Annotated in this window: 1 protein-coding gene; it reads right to left on the bottom strand. The window is 63.2% G+C overall.

Annotated features, from left to right (window positions below):
• On the bottom strand, window positions 1–272 hold a 272-nt coding region (locus tag RN22_RS25295; protein WP_046308502.1), incomplete at both ends, for a hypothetical protein.

The following is a 272-nucleotide window of genomic DNA, read 5'->3' as shown; positions in this document are numbered from 1 at the left end:
GTTTCCGAAGTGCCGTCAGGTTGGGTGACGGTGAGGGTCACGGTGTCACCGGAGACTGTGCCGGTCGGTACGGCCACGCTGACCTGCACGCCATCACTGGCTTCGGCTTCACTGACGCCATCGGTGGCTTCAGCAATGGTCAGAACTGGCGCTTCATCCGTGCCGCCCTCACCGGTGCCTTCACCGGCAGCAGTGGTATCCAGGGTAAAGCCGCTAGGGGTACTGGCCTCTGAGACGTTACCGGCCACGTCAGTGACGGTCGCCGTGACAGA

The sequence above is a fragment of the Grimontia sp. AD028 genome (assembly GCF_000973155.1).
GTDB classification, from domain to species: Bacteria; Pseudomonadota; Gammaproteobacteria; order Enterobacterales; family Vibrionaceae; genus Enterovibrio; species Enterovibrio indicus.
The sequence above is the reverse complement of the archived record's forward strand: the minus strand, read 5'-3'. Positions and strand labels throughout refer to the sequence as shown.